The organism is Idiomarina sp. UBA3162 (assembly GCF_002364475.1).
Lineage (GTDB): Bacteria > Pseudomonadota > Gammaproteobacteria > Enterobacterales > Alteromonadaceae > Idiomarina.
Genome location: NZ_DEYI01000030.1, coordinates 1 through 15,418 on the forward strand (window position 1 = coordinate 1; position 15,418 = coordinate 15,418).

General features: G+C 47.0%; 15 protein-coding genes, 1 other RNA gene and 1 pseudogene. 7 read left to right on the forward strand and 10 right to left on the reverse strand.

Annotated elements, in window-relative coordinates; translation table 11 throughout:
- The first annotated feature begins 122 nt into the window (after positions 1-122).
- Both B2X00_RS03590 and B2X00_RS03595 read left to right on the forward strand, forming a co-directional pair.
- Positions 123-995: a hypothetical protein gene (locus B2X00_RS03590; protein WP_290486158.1), complete on the forward strand. Its 873-nt coding sequence runs from the start codon at positions 123-125 to the stop codon at positions 993-995.
- Positions 995-1,654 carry a hypothetical protein gene (locus B2X00_RS03595; RefSeq protein ID WP_290486159.1) on the forward strand — a complete coding sequence of 220 codons (660 nt, stop codon included), beginning with the start codon at positions 995-997 and terminating at the stop codon, positions 1,652-1,654. Before B2X00_RS03590 ends, B2X00_RS03595 begins: the two co-directional genes overlap by 1 nt.
- A gap of 94 nt (positions 1,655-1,748) precedes the next feature.
- Here B2X00_RS03595 and B2X00_RS03600 read toward each other — a convergent pair whose 3' ends face one another.
- From B2X00_RS03600 to B2X00_RS03635, 8 genes are all read right to left on the reverse strand, one after another.
- Entirely contained in the window at positions 1,749-2,846 is a 1,098-nt protein-coding gene (locus B2X00_RS03600) for a tyrosine-type recombinase/integrase (protein ID WP_290486160.1), read from the reverse strand.
- A gap of 8 nt (positions 2,847-2,854) precedes the next feature.
- Entirely contained in the window at positions 2,855-3,037 is a 183-nt protein-coding gene (locus tag B2X00_RS03605; RefSeq protein ID WP_071462441.1) for a hypothetical protein, read from the reverse strand.
- Complete coding sequence (locus B2X00_RS03610; RefSeq protein ID WP_290486161.1) at positions 3,034-3,378, reverse strand: hypothetical protein; 345 nt, start codon at positions 3,376-3,378, stop codon at positions 3,034-3,036. Before B2X00_RS03610 ends, B2X00_RS03605 begins: the two co-directional genes overlap by 4 nt.
- 85 nt (positions 3,379-3,463) lie before the next feature.
- Positions 3,464-3,715, reverse strand: a complete 252-nt coding sequence (locus tag B2X00_RS03615) for a hypothetical protein (protein WP_071462439.1) — start codon at positions 3,713-3,715, stop codon at positions 3,464-3,466.
- A gap of 21 nt (positions 3,716-3,736) precedes the next feature.
- A complete protein-coding gene (locus tag B2X00_RS03620) occupies positions 3,737-5,218 on the reverse strand; it encodes a replication endonuclease (RefSeq protein ID WP_290486162.1) in 1,482 nt (493 codons plus the stop codon).
- Positions 5,219-5,421: 203 nt separating this feature from the next.
- Positions 5,422-5,781, reverse strand: a transfer-messenger RNA (tmRNA) gene (gene ssrA, locus B2X00_RS03625).
- 104 nt (positions 5,782-5,885) lie between these two features.
- Positions 5,886-6,539, reverse strand: a complete 654-nt coding sequence (gene elbB / locus B2X00_RS03630) for an isoprenoid biosynthesis glyoxalase ElbB (protein WP_290486169.1) — start codon at positions 6,537-6,539, stop codon at positions 5,886-5,888.
- 9 nt (positions 6,540-6,548) lie between these two features.
- The gene (locus tag B2X00_RS03635) at positions 6,549-7,661 is read right to left on the reverse strand and encodes an NADH:flavin oxidoreductase (RefSeq protein WP_110575602.1); all 1,113 of its coding nucleotides are present in this window, start codon (positions 7,659-7,661) and stop codon (positions 6,549-6,551) included.
- Between the two features lie 203 nt (positions 7,662-7,864).
- Between B2X00_RS03635 and B2X00_RS03640 the strand changes: the two genes are divergently transcribed.
- Positions 7,865-9,685 carry a choice-of-anchor I family protein gene (locus B2X00_RS03640; protein WP_290486163.1) on the forward strand — a complete coding sequence of 607 codons (1,821 nt, stop codon included), beginning with the start codon at positions 7,865-7,867 and terminating at the stop codon, positions 9,683-9,685.
- Here the strand turns inward: B2X00_RS03640 and B2X00_RS03645 are convergent.
- Positions 9,682-10,815: a peptidase C39 family protein gene (locus B2X00_RS03645; protein ID WP_290486164.1), complete on the reverse strand. Its 1,134-nt coding sequence runs from the start codon at positions 10,813-10,815 to the stop codon at positions 9,682-9,684. The two genes, B2X00_RS03640 and B2X00_RS03645, sit on opposite strands and share 4 nt — an antisense overlap.
- A gap of 146 nt (positions 10,816-10,961) precedes the next feature.
- Between B2X00_RS03645 and B2X00_RS03650 the strand changes: the two genes are divergently transcribed.
- The 3 genes from B2X00_RS03650 (at position 10,962) to purN (ending at position 14,213) form a co-directional block, all read left to right on the forward strand.
- Complete coding sequence (locus tag B2X00_RS03650) at positions 10,962-12,413, forward strand: TrkH family potassium uptake protein (RefSeq protein WP_290486165.1); 1,452 nt, start codon at positions 10,962-10,964, stop codon at positions 12,411-12,413.
- A gap of 92 nt (positions 12,414-12,505) precedes the next feature.
- Positions 12,506-13,561 (forward strand): phosphoribosylformylglycinamidine cyclo-ligase, encoded by a 1,056-nt coding sequence (gene purM / locus B2X00_RS03655; protein WP_290486166.1) that lies wholly within the window; start codon positions 12,506-12,508, stop codon positions 13,559-13,561.
- Positions 13,562-13,571: 10 nt separating this feature from the next.
- On the forward strand, positions 13,572-14,213 hold the full coding sequence (gene purN / locus B2X00_RS03660) for a phosphoribosylglycinamide formyltransferase (RefSeq protein WP_290486167.1): 642 nt from the start codon (positions 13,572-13,574) through the stop codon (positions 14,211-14,213).
- Here the strand turns inward: purN and B2X00_RS03665 are convergent.
- A complete protein-coding gene (locus tag B2X00_RS03665) occupies positions 14,210-14,944 on the reverse strand; it encodes a DUF3108 domain-containing protein (RefSeq protein WP_290486168.1) in 735 nt (244 codons plus the stop codon). The genes purN and B2X00_RS03665 overlap by 4 nt on opposite strands.
- 174 nt (positions 14,945-15,118) lie before the next feature.
- On the opposite strand from B2X00_RS03665, the pseudogene fadE reads away from it, so the two are divergent.
- Positions 15,119-15,418 (forward strand): annotated as a pseudogene (gene fadE / locus B2X00_RS03670) (acyl-CoA dehydrogenase); the annotation flags it as partial.

The following is a 15,418-nucleotide window of genomic DNA, read 5'->3' on the forward strand; positions in this document are numbered from 1 at the left end:
GTGGAGCTGGCGGGAGTTGAACCCATAAATTCCCTCGAACAATTATGCGCTTAAGGTTTTACATGACATGTAAAACTGTGTAAATATCATTCTACATCCAATCATTATATAAGGTATATAATATGCCGAGAGAAGTAAACCAAGACTTCGACATTAGTATACATTACTCTGGTGAGATTACCGATAGTCATAAACTAGGTTTGAGAACATATGCAAATACCCTCAAACACTTTTCAGCGGCTGTAGATCGGGCTATTTTAAGCGAATCTCGAGGAAATATTCATAAATTTGCGCGAATAACTCACGATGAAAGAGAAGATCTAGAGTTTACAGTCCTAGATCCTGAAGATGGCGGGATTATTCTTAAGTTCTTATCATCGAGAAATAATCAATTAGCACGAAGAGTAGCCGAGAGAATGGCTAACTATATTAAAGAAGCCTATAACCAAGAACCCCAGGCATCAATAACGCCAAAACAAATTAGAGAGAAAATAGCAGACTTACAGCAGCAAGAGGAGATCGAGGCAAACGCTCCCCCTGAAGCAGACAATGATTTTGCAAAGAAGGCTATTTGTAGAGAAGTAAATTCTATATTATCCGAAATTCGAACAGAAGCAGCAGGTCAGAGCTGGCTTGAGTTTGAACTAAAAACCCCTGAACCAGGAAGGGTAGAACGTTTTCATTTCGACAGAGCTAAAGCGGAGAGGTTCAACCAGGTTGTTATGAGACGAAATATAGTTGGCCCGTATAGATATACTATAAGGGTAAGAGGACTTGATTTAGTAAATGAGAAGAAGCCCTACGCAAAATGTTTAGACGTCACTAGCGGGATTTCCAGAACCGTCTACTTTAAAGATGAGGAAGACTTGCAAAAACTTCGGGATTATCTTTCAGGAGATGATGCGGTAATGGTGTCTGTGATTGGATTTTCAATAACGGAATTTGGTGTAGTGGACAACTTAGCCGGTGATATTCACTTCATCGACGTAGCATAATGTTTGATACGGTTGAATTATCTAAGTTTAATCGGTTTACAAAAGTAGCCATAAATATTTCATCATGGCTACTGTTTTTTGTTGCTGTCAGTAATATTTTTGGGAAGGCACAAGAGCAGTATGGGTATTTAGATCCTATAAAGTTTCTTTCTTCATCAAAGCTATCTTACATTTTTAATTTAGATAACTCTTTAAACACTAACCTATCCACTGTTGCTCTAATTTTACTATCACTATTTATTTGCTGGGCTATCAAGCTAGTTTTTATCAAGGCTATTCTCTGGGAAATCAGAGATGCGCACCTTAAAAAAGAGGGAGTAGTTAATCCCTCGTTATCTAATAACCCATCAAAAAATCAATTGAAACAAAGCTTTTTTAGATCGACTTTTCTTTACCACTTCACTGGGTTGCTTTCAAATATAATTTTAGCATCGACAATATATATATTTACTTCGAACTTAGCAGATGCTTACGTGTTGTTATCAGATTGGCTAGTTTTGTTGGGCATTCTATTCGTAATATTCTGCATACAACTCCCTGCTGCAAGGTCTATATTGACTACCTCAGTATTAGTTTTGGAATCGAGAAATGATCCTATTTCTAAAGATAATCTAAAAGTAGCTTATAAAACAATAATCGAGGAAATATACAGGCTTTAAGCTCTCATTAACTAACTATAGAGTATTTAATAACATCAAAAATTAGTTACCTGAATTCAGATAAGGGTAAAGCCCAAATTTTAAACGTAATAGCTTATTTTATCCATCGCCCATAGTGCTTATTGAGCATTTCTAAATTTCTATGGCCTAGTTGTTTGGCTACCCAAATTGCTGGCATCGATTCAAATGACAGCATAGTAGAAGCATATGTATGCCTGCAAGAGTATGGCTTTAAATATCTCACGCCTGACATTCTAACAGCTTTAACCCAAAACCTTTCTCTAGGTACTCCTTCATCTTTCCAACGCTTTAAAGTTCTAGGATCAAGGAATACATATTCTTCATCAGGATCAGGTAAACTACTCTTTTCGGCTTTAATCCTGCTTAAGACTTCTGAAGCATTAGGGTGAAGTTCGTGAGTTCGTCTGCTACCAACCGTTTTCGTTCCTGCAACTTTACCTTTTACTATAGATTCGCAAATAAAAATGGTTTTACGATTTAAGTCTACATTCTTCCACCTTAATCCAATTTGTTCACCAGTACGCAACCCCGTCCAAAATGCGAATTCATAAAAGTCCCTTGCGTAACCCTCTGGCAACGCAGACAGTATTTTTTCACGTTCTTCAGGTGTAAACGGCTGAACTTCCTCTGTTTGGTGTTTTAAGCGTTTTACCCGCTTCATGGGGTTTTGGTCAATAATATCGTCGTAAACCAAAAAGTCGAACCCCTGACTCAACAGCGAGTGAACCTCATTGACAGTCTTCGCGCTAATCGTTGCTGTTCGTTGCCACTCTCTAAATGTCGAGGGCGTGAAGTCATTTACAATGATTTTTCCAAAATTTGGGATAACGTGGTTATCCATCCGGCCTCGATTGGCTTTCTCAGTACTGAACGCCCAATGTCTGTAACTTTGTTCATACCAACGAGTCATCATTTGCTCAATGCTCATGTGAGCCGCTTTGTTGTCACTGAGCTGAAAAGCCTGCTTCGACTCTGGAAACTCTTTTACGTAGTCGAACTCACCGAATTGGATCATGATTTTGACCCGCTCCAACTTCTGATGGATACGCTTCAAGTTGTCCGATGTTGGCTTAACACGTAACGTTTCTCGGCAACGCTGATGACGATACATAAATTCCATACGTACCGCATTTTTGCCAGCGTAAATACCTTTATATTGAGTCTTTTCCATAACGAATTTTAACCGTTAGTTTCTATCCAACGTTCGTAAGCTTCAAGGTTAATAAAGTAGCGACCATTCACCTTTTTATATTCTCGTGAAAGCATCCAACGCCCTTTTTGAATGAGCGCATAAACAGCTTTTTGAGTAAATCCAGTTAGCTCACAGAAATGACCGAGTAATACCCACCGTGGTTGATTCATGATTGAGTTTCCTCCTCATCCAGCTCAGCCTTCCGCTCAACTTTGTGACGACCCATCACGATATCCCAATACTTACCAATCACTTTAGATGCTCTGTAACCCACATTTCGTGTACTGAGCTCTGTTTCCTCTGGACAGATTTCCTCATAAGACAAGCCGATAGCTTTTTCATATTTCTTCATCGTATTAGAGCTATGAACCATTCTAAGTACACGCCAGCCATACCGCTGACCAATAACGATAGCCCCAATAGCCGTTTCGATTGTGCTCACATGCCCTTTAAATTCAGCTATTGAACTCTGTAAGCGAGCGTTTTGTTCATCCGTCAAAAAGTCGAACATAATAGTTAACCTCACATTTTATTTAACCTGAAATTAACTATATAACCTCAAATTAAATCACTGTCAAACATGAGATTAAACTTTTCTACTCTGGAATGTGCTCTTCTACGTAAGAACCACCTAGCTCTCGACGTGTAAATTGACGTAAACCATCGTGAAACTTGACGACAACTTCAATTTCGTCGTTCATCGCCAATACACCTACTATTAATCCAATGTCCTCAAACTTAGGTTGTTCGATACCTGCACGATGGATCGCCATGTGTATCAGTGAGGTTGCTTCTTCTAAGTCAAATTCTAGTTTTTGAGTATCGTTTAAAACTGGTTTTTGCTTCATTTTGATGTTCCGTACAGTTATTTACACAAGTCCAAGGTGACCACCGTTTCCTCTGCATGCCGCCCTGGCGGGCGGCGATGCATCGGACTGCGGTGGTGATGCAATAATTGTCCAGAGCTTAGTGCGCGTCTTTCTCACTTTTCCCGCATAAGCTAAGCCCTTAACCACCTTGCTTTTGGGCTCTCCGTAGCGGTTTACGTTTTCTGACTGTCCAGCTTCAATGATTTCACCTGTTGAGCGATTAAAGGACTCTGACTGCTCATAGTAAGGTTTAATCGTTTGCGTTCTGCTTGAAACACTAACGCCGCCCACCGCTTCACAATAAGTTGCCCAGTTGGATGCATCAGCCGCTAACCTTGCGGGTTCTATAATAGGATCGAGGGTTTCATCGCGAAGTCGTCTAAGCTCTCGGTAAACAGTGACACTTGCACCACCAAATTGCTGGAATTGTCTAATGCTATGAGCACTTGCCCAAGCTCGGGCGCAGTCGGTGGCATGTCTGCTCACACGCCTGCATCCCTCGCCCTCTGTATCTAAGCCAATCATATTTTTAGCGAGATACTTGGCTAGGTAGGATGCAGATGAACCTTTAGCGCGATCGATATCGATAAAATCAACTCTGCGTTCTAGTGCGCCGCACTCGTTCGGTGACTCTTGCAGAGCGTAATGTTTAATGATCCGTTTTACTTGCTTTAGCTCAGGCTCTTCACAATGAACGATTAAATGCCAATGCGGCGTTCCGTCGTGGTGCGGTTCAACAACCCGCATGCCGTATATATTTACGTTGTCTCGCTTAAGTTTTGCCCTAACTCGTCTCCAAACCGTATTGAGGTGCCTTTGACACTCTCTTACCGTTTGACCATCATATTTTTGGTTTAAGCTCCCAGAGCGCGAGTAAGTTGCGTGCATATAGGCTGGACAAGTTAACGTTACCATCATCGACGCATGACCATAACGCTCGGCTAGTTCGTCAAACCCTTTAACCCTTGTAATCCATTCGTAGAACAGGATCTGCTTGTTGGTCGTGTTATGTTCAGAAATTTCTTTTAGTGAAACGCGCTCGCCGTCTAAACTCTGAATAAAGTGCCGCTCTAAAAATTCGTTGGATTTTTGTTCAGACTCTCTGAAACGACCGTATGTAAGATCGCCGCAATACTTCGCTCTTCGATTAGAGACTAAGCCAATGCACCGTTCCAATTCAGATAGTAGCTCTTTACTACGTTTTCTGATTTGGCTTTTCCAGAAACGCATATCACGCACTCTCGTTTTAATTTCGGTCTCGTTGTAGTGAGATAAATCGAAACCATATCGTTTTGCTTTCGTGTACGAAATTGAAACGGTGAGGAAACGAAATTGAGAGGCCAGCGTTTCGGCAAGTGATTCGTGTTGGCGTTCGTCGAGCAAGTCGAAACCAAGAAGTGACGAAACCTGTTTAATTGAGCGAAGAAAGTTTTCTGCCGATATGGCATCGAAGTAATCGAAATTACGTAAGATGCGATTCAAAAAATGAGTTGAGTATGGTGTTGCAAGTTCACCAAAATGCTCACCAAAGTTGTCACCCCGTTGGCAAAAGTTGGCATCAGGTTGGCAAAATGGAGCGTATTTGAGAGCAGTCGAGCGTAATTTACGAACAGAACGCGTGACGCTGGAAAGCTTACCACGCTTGGGATAGGGAGAAGCGGCGCGCGATGCGCCGCTATATAATGTGGTGGAGCTGGCGGGAGTTGAACCCGCGTCCGCAATACCTACATCCTCGGTCCTACATGCTTATTCAGTCTTTTTATTAACCAGCATGACGCCGACTGACAGGCTTCAACTACTGGCGAGTCCGATTAAGTTTAACGCTTCAGCTCCGGACAAAGCATCCACGCGAGTCTACCTTAGGTCGAGCCATCCTGATCCAGTCTCGTAGACAAAGCGCTGGGGGACGGGCTTAGCGGGTTATTAAGCCGCTAGAGCGTAGTTGTCGTCGTTTGCAACTATAACGTTGAGGCTTTTTACGAGGCCAGCCTCACCTCGGCATGCACCTTGGGTTTCGTGTATCCCGTCGAATCCAGATCAGCCCCAAAGCAAAGTACATTGTACCTGATTCGCGCGTATTGCGCTATCTCTTAGACAGCGCAACCGCCGAAATATTAAGCACTTAACAAATTTATTTTACTGTGCCGCGTTATGCGGCCATAAACAGCACTTTTTCAACCAGCTTTTTGATGCCTTCATCGGCATCGAGCAGGCATTCTGCCAACATGTATGCCGGTGTAGTGACCACGCGGTGAGCGTCATCAACGACGATATCACGCACGCTGCAGTCCACATGCTCGCCGCCCATCTGGCTGTAGGCCTTGGCGGTATCGGCATCAGTGCCGATGGTGCCTTTCACGCCTTTACCGTAAACGTGTGGCAGCAATACCGGTGTAATGCACATGTAGCCTGCGGGTTTCTTAGCGTCTTTAAAGGCTTTACCCACCGCAAGTACTTCGGCGTTAACGGTTGAGTCGGCGCCTTTCTCGGCAAAGTTACATAGGTTTTTCGCAACGCCAAACCCACCTGGCAGAATCAATGCGTCAAAGTTCGCCGCGTCGAGTTCTGAAAGTGGCTTGATGTCGCCGCGCGCAATGCGAGCAGACTCGGTCAATACGTTGCGTTGCTCGCCACTGGCTTCGCCTTTTAGGTGGTCGACAACATGCATTTGTTGCACATCGGGTGCGAATATTGAATATTTAGCGCCCTGCTTCTCTAAGTGCAGCAATGTCAGTACGGCTTCGTTGACTTCGGCGCCATCAAAGACACCGCAACCTGATAAGATAACCGCTACGTGTTTCATCATTTCTCCTTACTTGACGTGCTTATCGTGCTCGTCGCGCCATTTCCATTCGTTTTCGAGTGTTGCAATGGGTTGCAACATGGCAAAGTCGAGATCCTCAATGGTTTCCCCTTTCTTTAACCGATGCGGTAAGTCGGGGTTGGCGAGCGCCTTTTTACCAATAGCGAGCAAACCGTTTTCGTAATGCGCCGCAATATGTTCGTAATTGCTCTCATCAATACCACCATTGACGATAACCGGAATGTCGCTAAAGTCTTGCACCACTTCTGCAAGCGTACTGTTACTGCCGTCTTTAAACGGTTTACGGTCAACGCTGGTGTCTGTGGTATGTATATAGTCGACGCCAGCTTCTTTCAAGCCCTTCACGATACGGATCATACCGTCTTCGCCCTCTGGCCACTGGTAGTCGGGATCGGTCACAGTAATTTGACCCACACGAATGCCCACGATGAAGTCGTCATCGACGGCTGATTTTGCGGCTTTGACGACCATTTCGACAAACTTCAGCCGTTTTGCCATGCCACCGCCCCACTGATCTTCGCGCTGGTTAAAGTGGTCGCTTAAAAATTCGTTGAGTAGGTAGCCATTAGCCGCATGCAACTCGATACCGTCGAAACCGGCTTCTTTAGCACGGTTAACGGCGCCGATGATACCTTGCATGGCAGCATCAAATTCGGTTTCACCCATCGCTTTTGGCTCTTTCCAACCATCGCTCTCGCCATACAGATCGAGCGGTTCGCCTTTCGGCTTCACTGCGCTCGGTGCGATAGGTTCGTCAGTAAATTCGTTGTGCTGCATTTGTGCACCGGCGTGCATCAATTGAGCAATAAACACGCAGTCGTGTTTATGAACACGTTCGACGATCTCTTTCCATGCATCGGTTTGAGGTGCATCGGTCAGCCCGGGTTGGTTTTCATAGCCCTGACTCGCTTGCTGGTCGGTGTAGATACCTTCAGTGATGACCACGCCCCAGCCGCCTTTGGCAAAACGCTCATAATAATCACCCATCAGCTCGGTGGGCTTACCTTTTTTATCCGCACTGGTGCGGGTCATAGGTGCGACAACAAAACGATTTTCGAGTTTGTGTCCTTTCAGTTCAAAATCATCAAATGCAGAGCTCATTAGACCTTCCTTATACCAGTGTTTGTTTCTTATATAGTTAAGGGCTACGCATCTATAAAGTAAAACCGATCAGTTTGAACTTCAATTTAACCTTATCTTAACTGTTCGCCAAACTGTCATCAAAGCGTCGCACGAGTGCAGTTAAGAGGTCACATAACACGCTTAGCGTAAGAAAGCTTTTTAACCATTGCCAGGAACATTGTATGAGTACAATTAAAACAAAATATACATTACTTGCCAGCTGTTTAGTCATCGCGCTTTCGGGATGTGCGCTCGAGGGTGACGACGGCGATACCGGTGCGACGGGCGCTCAAGGTCCACAAGGCCCCGCAGGTGAAGATGGTCAAAACGCAGCTAACGGAATCTCACTGAGTTTAGTTGCGCGTACGGTCTTAAATCCAGAGGATCCTGAAGGTGCGGCTGAGATCGTGCAGTACGATACAGCGCGCCAGCAGTTTCTCGCGATTAACAGTGCCGCCGCTACGCCGACGGTTGAAATCATGGATGCCGCAGAGCTTCCGGCGACAGCGAGCGACAACGCACTTACGCTGGATAATCTTACCAGCACCGCATTAACGCTAGAAACCGACGTTAATGGTAAAACGTTGCAGGGTGCCAATAGTATCGCCGTCCATGGCGATTGGTTGGCGGTCGCGATGGAGGCGGATCATGGCGTGCGTGGCGAAATCTTGTTTTATGAGTTAGCGCAAGGTACGGCAACGTACAGCGGTTCGATCGAGGCGGGCTTTTTACCCGACATGGTCACCTTTACCCCAGATGGCACCCGCGTTCTCGTTGCTAATGAAGGTGAGCCTAATGGCGACTACTCAGTCGACCCAGAGGGTTCTATTACGGTCATTACACTTGCAGACTCAGGGATCGAGGATGCCACTGTGGCGCAGTTAGATTTTCAGGCTTTTAATGGCCAGCAGGCGGATCTCGCAGCGCTGGGTATGCACTTCCCTAACCCGTCGGGTCGCACCATCAATGGTAACCTTATCGAAACCACGGTCGCGCAAGATTTAGAGCCTGAATATATCACTGCGACTAACGACCGCGCCTATGTCACGTTACAAGAAAACAACGGCTTGGCAGTGGTTGATTTATCCGATAATTCAATTGAGATTGTGGGCTTGGGCTTTAAGGATTGGAGCTCGTATCAGATTGACACCATGGAAGATGGTACCGTGAGTTTTGGCCAATATGACAACCTAAAAGGTGTCTATATGCCTGATTCGATCGCTCATTATCAATGGAACAATGCCACGTTCCTGGTCACCGCTAACGAGGGTGATGCGCGTGAGTATTTCTTTGATGTGGCGGACGAAGCAGCCTGTACTGCAGCAGGTGGAGAAGACTATGACAGTGACGATGGCTGTCTAGCCTACACTGATGAAGCCCAGGCGCGTGATTTAGATTATGCAGCCGGCAGCGAACTCGAAACGTTAGCCGGTGATGACCCTAAAGACGTAAACTTTACAGCCTTTCCTTTGGGTCGCCTTACAGTGACTAAAGCCCTTGGGGATACCGACAACGATGGCGAATATGAAACGCTATATGCCTATGGCTCACGCTCGTTTACTATTTGGGATCAAAATGGTTTGCCGGTATTTGACAGCGGTGACGATTTTGAACGGATCACGGCTTCAGTGCATGGCAACGCATTTAACAATAACGACGACGAGAACGAAGGTGACTCGCGTTCTTCAAACAAAGGGCCTGAACCAGAAGCGTTAACCTTAGGTCAAATCGGTTCTCGTACCTATGCGTTTATCGGCTTGGAACGTATGGGCGGCATCATGGTTTATGATGTAACTAACCCTTACAACGCCCAGTTCGTTGATTATGTTATCAACCGTGACTTAACGGAAGGCTTATCAGTGGATGACGGTATCGGTGATCTCGCGCCTGAGGGTATGGTCTTTGTACCTGCCGCCGACAGCGCGACAGGCAAACCGCTGTTGGTGGTCGGTAACGAAGTCAGTGGCAGTGTGTCGGTTTGGCAAATTAGTAGCGTCGACTAATCGACGCGCCCCACAATCACGGCGGCCTTTTGTTTACGGCCGCCGAATCCAAACGCCTTGTTAAAGGTCGCTATTGGAATCGGCAAATACTGACGTTCGGTCGGTGACTCCCAGGGTAAGGTGTCGTAGTCCGGGTCATTGATATAAATAAAGTCATCGTCCGCGGCGCAGATCAACACCCAATGCGGCGCACGTATACCATCAAAATGATAGGTTGAGATGAGCGCGAGTACGAGCCGCCCCTCGCCCAAATCAGCTTTCAGCTCAGCAACACCGTAGTCGCACACATCAATAGCAACGCCGTGGCGGTTCAGGTAATCGATATCGGCTTGTTGGATCCGTTGCATGACTTCTTTCTTTTGTTCTTGCCGCACCGAGTCAATAAACAGTGCATCGTCGGTATTCACCGCAACGCGTACTGACAACCCGCGCTTGAACGCTGCTCGCGCAAGTCCGTGCGGTCCGCAGCCACCATGACCCGAGGTCATATAAATGGTGGTCGCCTCGCGCCAAATTTCGAGCTCTTCTTGTGAGGCATCCGCGGTCGGACGTCCAAAGTAATCCAGCGCCATCAATAAACTTGCGGGCCCGCAAGTGAACTCCGTCGACTGTGTCATCATGGGCACGTAGCGCTCGGTTGCGCCGACGCTGTTGTCCTCACCTAGCTCATAGCGCGGTAATAGCTTTTGCAGTATCAGCGCATCCTGCGATTGACTGGCACTCGGTGGGAAGTAAGCCTCGCGTAGCTCAACTGCACGAAAACCGGCATTAATAAATAACTGTTGTGCGAGTTGGTTAGACGTTGCAACTTCGGTTCGCAAGAATAAGCTGTGTCGCAGATCGGCTCGATCTTCGGCATGTTGAAGTAACTGTTTTCCGAAACCGCTACCACGAAATTGTGGACTTAATACCAGCGCATACAGCCGCGCCAGATTGGTGTTATTACGGAACAACACCACGTAATAGCCCACCACGCGTTTATCGTTGAGCATGACAAAAAAGTCCGCCGTGTTCGACTCGATAAACCGGCGAAAACTACGCTTGCTGATGGCATCGTCTGGAAAAGTTGCCTTTTCTAATTGCACAACACTATCAAGATGGGTGACATTTGCAGGGACAAGGTTCATCATACCTGTCTGTGGGTATCCTTAACCGGTGTGGGCATCAGCCCAGAAGAATGCAACAGCGCATCGGCTCTTGACTATTATCGTACGATCTTTACCCGTTTGAAATGATTATTTGTGTATTTTTTAGCGTCTCTACAAAGGGTTAACCATTGAATATACATGCAACCTTGCGGCTATTGGCATGGCCGTTTCTTTGGATAGGTAGTATTCAACTCGTGTTCGCATTGCTGTCGATGCTGGTCTTTAGGGATAAAACCTTTAGTCAGTTTTTAGATGGTTCCCTTATTTGTTTTGCACTGTCGTTGTTGGTTTATTTGCGCTACCGCAAGGGCAATATGGCGCGTTTGTATTATCGCGAGGCACTCGCCTTTGCCACCATGACATGGTTTTTAATGGGCGTTTTAGGTGCCCTGCCGATCATGTTCATTACTGGCGTCAGCTTTACCGACTCGGTATTTGAGTCGGTCAGCGCGATGACCACCACAGGTGCTACGATCTTGACCGGGCTCGATCATATGCCCAAAAGCTTCCTGCTGTATCGACAGTTTCTGCAATGGATGGGGGGTTTGGGTATCGTGATTTTCGTGGTCGCTATTTTGCCCATGCTCAACGTCGGTGGTATGCGCTTGCTTAAGGCGGAAACCCCTGGGCCGATTAAAGACGATAAAATTGCCCCTCGTGTCGCCAAAACCAGTCGCTATTTATGGCTGGTTTATTTGTGTTTAACCCTCGCCTGTGCCTTGAGCTATTGGCTTGCCGGTATGAATGCGTTTGATGCCATCGCTCATTCGTTTTCTACTGTATCTACGGGTGGCTTCTCGCCCTACGACGCCAGTATGGGTCATTTCAATAGTCACACGATTTTGGGCGTTGCCGATGTGTTCATGGCGCTCGGTGCCATCAGTTTTGCACTGCATCACAAAAACTTTACCGTACGCTCACTTAAAGGTTACTGGCAGGACGAGGAAACACGCTACTTTATCTTAGCGATCCTCACAATTTCCGCCATTTTAACGGCGATGGCGGTGGTCAATCATACCCATCCTTCATTCTGGGTGTCGGTCTCGCAGGCGGTGTTTCATGTCATTTCGTTTATGACCAGTACCGGCTTTGGCGCCGATGATCTATCCGCGTGGCCTGCCGCTACCGCGGGCTTTTTGATTATTGCGAGTTATTTAGGTGGCTGTGCCGGCTCGACCGCGGGCGGCAACAAATTCATCCGTAACATTATTACTTTCCGTGCGATAAAACATCATATGTTGCAGGCAATTCACCCCAGTGCGGTGATTCATGTGCGCTATCAACATAAAGTGGTTCGTACGCCGGTACTCGCCGCGGTCACCAGTTTCATGTTGTTAGTTGCCATTTGCACCATGGTGCTCACGGTTTTACTGATGATGACTGGACTCGACTTTTTCAGTGCCTTTAGTGCTGTCGCAGCATGCATTAACGTACTCGGTCCAGGCTTTGGCGAAGTGTCGAGCAACTTTATCCCCGTTACCGACACGGGGACCTGGCTACTGACCTTTGCCATGATCTTAGGTCGCTTAGAGTACTTTACCGTACTGACCTTGCTATTGCCTAAGTTCTGGCGAGACTAGTTTTCCGCGTAAAACCGCCGATTGGGAGTACCTATTCGGTGGTTTTTCGTGCTAAACTTGCGCGCAAATTTTTTGCCGCTTAGGAACTGCTCGTGAGTAACAATAAACCCTCTTTAAGCTACAAAGACGCAGGCGTTGATATCGACGCTGGCAACGCGCTTGTTGATCGTATTAAAGGTGTCACCAAACGGACCAGCCGCCCCGAAGTGATGGGCAATATTGGTGGTTTCGGTGCATTGTGCGAGATTCCTGAAGGCTACAAAAAGCCGGTATTAGTTTCAGGTACCGATGGCGTGGGCACTAAGCTGCGCTTAGCGATTGATTTAAAACAACACCGCGGCGTAGGCATTGACCTGGTCGCGATGTGTGTCAACGACCTCATTGTACAGGGTGCTGAGCCGCTGTTCTTCCTCGACTATTATGCAACTGGCAAACTCGACGTTGATGTGGCTGCGGATGTGGTGACCGGTATTGGCGATGGCTGCGAGCAGTCAGGTTGTGCATTGATTGGCGGCGAAACGGCAGAAATGCCTGGCATGTATGAGCACGGTGATTTTGATTTAGCGGGTTTCTGTGTTGGTGTTGTCGAAAAGGATGACATCATCGATGGCACTAAAGTTGCCGAAGGTGACGCGCTGATTGCTCTGGCTTCAAGCGGCCCTCACTCCAATGGCTATTCGTTAATCCGCAAGATTATTGAAGTCAGCGAAGCGGATTTGGAGTCACACCTCGAGAACCGTACGCTCGCTGAACACTTACTTGAGCCGACACGCATTTACGTGAAGTCAGTGTTAGAACTGATTAAGCAAGTGCCTGTACACGCGTTGTCGCATATCACCGGGGGTGGTTTCTGGGAAAACATTCCACGCGTACTGCCAAAAGGCGCTAAAGCCGTTATCGACGGTAACAGCTGGGAATGGCCGGTGATCTTTGACTGGTTAAAAGAAAACGGCAATGTCAGCATGCGCGAAATGTACCGCACCTTTAACTGTGGTGTGGGCATGGTCATCGCAGTACCAAACGCTGAAGCAGAGCGTGCCGTTGAACTACTTAACCAGCTCGGCGAAGATGCTTGGGTGATTGGTCGTATTGCAGATGCCGCCGAAAATGACGAGCAAGTTGAGATTTTAGCTGACGAAACCCGCTAGTGGACGGCTCATGAAACGTATTGTAGTGCTAATTTCGGGCACCGGCTCGAACATGCAAGCCATCGTAGATGCTTGCGAAAAACAACAAGTTAACGGCGAAGTTGTCGCCGTTATCGCTAACAAAGACACCGCAAAAGGTCTCGAAAGAGCTGCTGAACGCGGTATCGCTACTCATGCGTTATCGCATAAGGCGTTTGATAGCCGTGAATCGTACGATGCCGAGTTACAGGCGTTAATTGATACGTATCAACCCGACTTGGTGATTTTAGCGGGCTTTATGCGCATTCTCACGGCGGACTTCACTCGTCACTTTGCCGGTCGCATGTTGAATATTCATCCGTCTCTATTACCTAAGTACAAAGGCGTCAATACTCATCAACGCGCATTAGATGCCGGCGATAAGGAGCACGGTGTTAGTGTTCACTTTGTCACTGAAGAGCTTGATGGCGGCCCGGTGATACTCCAGGCAAAAGTACCGGTCTTTGAGGGTGACACGGCCGATGACTTGCAGGCGCGGGTGCACGAGCAGGAGCATCGTATTTACCCGTTAGTGGTCAAATGGTTTTGTGATGACCGCCTTGCACTCGGTGCACAAGGCGTTGAACTCGATAATCAGCCGCTCGGGCCGCACGGTTACGCGAGCGAGGATTAATCCTCGCTCGACTTCGGATAAGTCACGCCGGTTAATGCCATCGTGGCTTGCTCGTCACCTTCTTTAAACTGCTGTAATTGCACCAGTAAGTAGTTCATTTCAGGCGCGAACCAATAGTAGGTCTCACGCTTGTTATTATCCCGCACACGTTCAACTTTAATGGTGTCTAACTGACCATAAGGCGTGCTAATAGTCTCTTCACCAATCCGTTGAAAGCGATACGTTTTACTATGGCCCTCTTCATCAATCACTGCATAGCTAAGCGGTTCACGTTCAGCGGCAACATCTAAACGGAGCTTCTCGGCGACCGAGCCCTCATCGTATAAAGCACCTTGCCAGTTAATATCTATTGGCTTACCGGACGCTACATTCACTGCTTGGTGGGTTTCGGCATCGAAGCTGGCATGAAACGCTCGATCTGAGCCTGTCCCCTCGCGTTTATATTGGAAGTCGATGGGAATAAAGTCTTGTTCATCATTCACACGGAACACGGATTCCGTCGTGCGCTCATCGGACAGTATAAACCACGAAATATCGGTATGACCGTACAGCTGCCACTCGCCCGCATTGGTTTGGGTTAAATAACGTTGCCCTTCACCATAGTCGCTTCCACCTCGAGTAATACTGTATTCTGCCTTATAAGGTGCAAGCTCGACGGGCTCTGCCCAAACTGCCATACTGGCAAACGATGCAGTGGCTAATACCATTGCGGTCACTAATTTTTTCGCCATCGAAGACTCCTTTTAGCCGTTACTCCGTATCAATATAACCGCCCTACTGGCAGCTTGCCTGTACACTCTATGACAAAAGATTCAAACAGGTGTTCAAATTTTTCTTGAAAAACATAGCCGTCTGATCTAATTTGCACATATTACTGGTCAGACCTCTAACTTGGAGTGATTTATATGAGTGTCGCACTTTGGATCATCGCAACCCTCTTGGTTGCCGGTGTATTAACTTACAAACGCGCCAGCTTGGTTGCCTTTAGCGCAGGCCTTGTGGCGATGTTTGCGGTTGGCAGCATAGCTGGCATTGTTGGCCCTGTACTTTGGGTCATTCTTGCCGTTATTTTGGTGCCTTTGAATATTACATCAATCCGTCAGAGCTTACTTACTAAGCCTATTCTAACGGCATTTCGCAAAGTAATGCCAGAAATGTCAGACACTGAGCGTGATGCGCTTGAAGCGGGTACCGTTTGGTGGGAA

Coding starts and splice junctions, on each gene's coding strand:
- B2X00_RS03665 (WP_290486168.1), bottom strand. CDS start 14,944: ATGGCGAAAAAATTAGTGACCGCAATGGTATTAGCCACTGCATCGTTT.
- B2X00_RS03605 (WP_071462441.1), bottom strand. CDS start 3,037: ATGAATCAACCACGGTGGGTATTACTCGGTCATTTCTGTGAGCTAACT.
- B2X00_RS03635 (WP_110575602.1), bottom strand. CDS start 7,661: ATGAGCTCTGCATTTGATGATTTTGAACTGAAAGGACACAAACTCGAA.
- elbB (WP_290486169.1), bottom strand. CDS start 6,539: ATGAAACACGTAGCGGTTATCTTATCAGGTTGCGGTGTCTTTGATGGC.
- purN (WP_290486167.1), top strand. CDS start 13,572: ATGAAACGTATTGTAGTGCTAATTTCGGGCACCGGCTCGAACATGCAA.
- B2X00_RS03615 (WP_071462439.1), bottom strand. CDS start 3,715: ATGAAGCAAAAACCAGTTTTAAACGATACTCAAAAACTAGAATTTGAC.
- B2X00_RS03590 (WP_290486158.1), top strand. CDS start 123: ATGCCGAGAGAAGTAAACCAAGACTTCGACATTAGTATACATTACTCT.
- B2X00_RS03610 (WP_290486161.1), bottom strand. CDS start 3,378: ATGTTCGACTTTTTGACGGATGAACAAAACGCTCGCTTACAGAGTTCA.
- B2X00_RS03595 (WP_290486159.1), top strand. CDS start 995: ATGTTTGATACGGTTGAATTATCTAAGTTTAATCGGTTTACAAAAGTA.
- B2X00_RS03640 (WP_290486163.1), top strand. CDS start 7,865: ATGAGTACAATTAAAACAAAATATACATTACTTGCCAGCTGTTTAGTC.
- B2X00_RS03645 (WP_290486164.1), bottom strand. CDS start 10,815: ATGATGAACCTTGTCCCTGCAAATGTCACCCATCTTGATAGTGTTGTG.
- B2X00_RS03600 (WP_290486160.1), bottom strand. CDS start 2,846: ATGGAAAAGACTCAATATAAAGGTATTTACGCTGGCAAAAATGCGGTA.